Genomic DNA, 2,867 nt, shown 5'->3' with positions numbered 1-2,867 from the left:
ATTTTTAATTCTATTATGAAATGGTTTGAATTTTGCAGTTGCAAATATGATAGCTGCTTCTTTTGACAAAGTAATAGAACCTTTTTCTTCTGGTACCATGATATTCACTCCTTGTACAATTCAATTTAAGTATTATAAAATAATTTTACTATACAATTACCTTTGTGTAAATCGTTTCTTATTGTTACCAAATTATTTGTTTAAAAGCATTATGCAATGCCAATCAACACTAATGGGGTGTAAGTATTTCCCTGTTAATATTTTATTAGCGTTATTTACATATACCTTCTGTAATGTGAATTTTTAAAATTACAGTTTACATGTAACGTTGTGCAATATATTCTGTATATAGAAGTGTAAAAACACAATTGGGTTGGTAGTCCCAATGCAGTTTTAAAACTGTCAGTAACCTTCCTCCTCGGGTCGTCCGTCATTTCTAATAAAACTAGAGGAGGGATAGCATGGAGCTATCTATTTTTTACAATGGGCAATTTTTTGTAGCATTGGTAGAATATAAAATGGAAAATAAATCTAAATTTATCCAATACACATTTGGGAATGAACCTGATGATATAGAGGTATTGGATTTTATTCATCATCAATTAATGAAAATGATTGATGATGTGCAAACTATTGTTTATACGAAAAATATTTCTAGAAAAGTAAACCCGAAAAAACTACAACGACAAATTGCTAAGGAGCAAAAGAAACCTAAATATTCTACCCAAGCACAAATAGCTATTAAGAAAGAATTAGAATTAAAGAAAAAGCAAAAGCGGAAGCGCTATAAAGAAAAACGTGATGCATTTCAAAAAAGAAAAAGAGAAATTAAAAAGGTTAAAGCAAAAGAGAAGCATAAGGGGCATTAGCGATACGACAAATAAATTAAAACAAATAGATTTATAGGTGGTTGGGATGATTTTAATTAGTTCGTGTTTGATAGGCGATAATGTAAGATACGATGGTGGTAATCAATTGAATGTTAGATTGAAAAAATTAATAGACAGCGGAAAAGCTATTCACGCATGTCCAGAATTACTTGGTGGATTATTAATTCCTAGAGAACCTGCAGAAATTATTGGTGGCGATGGTTTTGATGTATGGAATGACGCTGCAAAGGTTGTTACTATTTCGAACAAAGACGTAACTGACGATTATAAACATGGAGCAATAGTTACATTAAAAATTTTGAAAAAATATCAATGTGATACAGTTATTTTAAAAGCAAATAGCCCATCATGTGGATCACAAGAGATATATGATGGGAATTTTACAGGAAATAAGAAAAAGGGTGTAGGTGTGGCAACTGCTTTACTCATTAATGAAGGTATAAAAGTTTATGATGAAAATACGTTTTTTGACCAAAACATGAATGAAACGATAGTACATGAAAAGTAAGTATTGAGGATATACGTAATAAACCAAACATTTAAGTTGTAAGATACTTTATAAAATATTTTTTAAAATCGTTGAAATGATATTCAAGTTGTGATAATATATCGGTACAGATAATTTTGTTAACAGATCCATGAGAGTAGGAACCCCACCATACGGGAATTTCGAAATCATGGATTTTTTGATATAAAGGAGTGATGTAATGGAAAAAGTAGCCATTTTAGTAGATGGTGGATACTATAGAAAGATAAGCGCAAAAGTCTACGGAAAAGTTACAGCGAAAGAAAGAGCTGACGAGTTATATAGTTATTGCAATAGACACTTAAAAGAGACACATTTCAAAGAAGAAATATATAATAAATTATACAGAATATTTTACTATGATTGTCCTCCTATTGATAAGATAGTTTATCACCCCTTATTAAAAAAGAATGTAAATTTTTCCAATACTGATACGAAAAAGTGGACAGAAGACTTTTTCAAAGAAATGAGCAAAAAAAGAAAGGTAGCATTGAGGTTAGGAGAGTTGAGTGAGTATTCAGTTGAATACAACTTAAAATACTCTATTACAAAAAAATTATTAAATGGAAGTATCGATTTAAATGATTTGAAAGAAAAAGATTTTTCCCTATCATTACAACAAAAAGGTGTTGATATGAAAATAGGTTTAGACATAGCTTCATTATCATTTAAACATCAAGTAGATAAAATTATTTTAATAGCTGGTGATAGCGATTTTGTACCTGCTGCTAAACTAGCAAGAACAGAAGGAATTGATTTTGTATTAGATTCTTTAGGGGCAGATATTAGAAACAACTTGTCATTACACATTGATGGTAGGCGTACTTGTGATGAAAAATTTAAATTTTATTTAAATCAACTATTTAAATAATAATTTTTTTAAAACGCATCTTCTACTTTACAGACGTTTATAGCTATTAGTATTTATCAGCTAAAAATTAAATCAGATATGGGTTTTCGTCATTAAATAATTTTTCTATAAGGAAACAGAGGCAACGTTACTGTCACCTCTGCTTGAAATAATTAGGATGAAATACTCTGAGTCTAAAGTCCACACCCAATTCGCTCACATCCTCCAAACCTCCAAACCTCCAAACCTCCAAACCTCCAAACCTCCAAACCTCCAAACCTCCAAACCCCCAAACACCAATATTTACCAAAGCATTGATATGAGTGCCAATACTGGCAATGTACCTTGTTTGAAAAAGATACTAATATTGCTTGAAAGGCCACCATAAATAGCAACGCCAATGATATACACTAAAATAGCTGCGCATATTTCTTTTGGATTACTGCTGATAAACAAACCGTATATTAGCAAAATTCCGATTAAACCGTTATATACGCCTTGGTTCTTCAAAAGTAGGTTAATATTTTTGTCTTTCAATTTATCGACGCTTATATTAAATGTCTCGCTAGTCTTTTTGGAAGTTGTAGCAATCGTTTCAAGG

The 2,867-nt window shown here is 30.8% G+C and carries 5 protein-coding genes; 3 read left to right on the top strand and 2 right to left on the bottom strand.

The features are described 5' to 3' along the window. The coding region (locus IDG60_RS22290; protein ID WP_241013360.1) for a hypothetical protein at positions 1 to 99 on the bottom strand (99 nt) is incomplete at its 3' end. A 362-nt stretch (positions 100 to 461) separates the two neighbouring features. Here IDG60_RS22290 and IDG60_RS10315 point away from each other — a divergent pair. From IDG60_RS10315 to IDG60_RS10305, 3 genes are all read left to right on the top strand, one after another. Next, positions 462 to 869: a DUF2992 family protein gene (locus IDG60_RS10315; protein ID WP_000423526.1), complete on the top strand. Its 408-nt coding sequence runs from the start codon at positions 462 to 464 to the stop codon at positions 867 to 869. Positions 870 to 915: 46 nt separating this feature from the next. Beyond that, on the top strand, positions 916 to 1,398 hold the full coding sequence (locus IDG60_RS10310; RefSeq protein ID WP_000600865.1) for a 2-thiouracil desulfurase family protein: 483 nt from the start codon (positions 916 to 918) through the stop codon (positions 1,396 to 1,398). A 199-nt stretch (positions 1,399 to 1,597) separates the two neighbouring features. Next, positions 1,598 to 2,287, top strand: a complete 690-nt coding sequence (locus IDG60_RS10305) for an NYN domain-containing protein (RefSeq protein WP_000416469.1) — start codon at positions 1,598 to 1,600, stop codon at positions 2,285 to 2,287. Positions 2,288 to 2,569: 282 nt separating this feature from the next. On the opposite strand, the gene IDG60_RS10300 is transcribed toward IDG60_RS10305, so the two are convergent. Continuing rightward, the coding region (locus IDG60_RS10300) for a DUF1304 domain-containing protein (protein ID WP_206160669.1) at positions 2,570 to 2,867 on the bottom strand (298 nt) is incomplete at its 5' end.

It is taken from the genome of Staphylococcus sp. EG-SA-2, assembly GCF_017152085.1.
The sequence above is the reverse complement of the archived record's forward strand: the minus strand, read 5'-3'. Positions and strand labels throughout refer to the sequence as shown.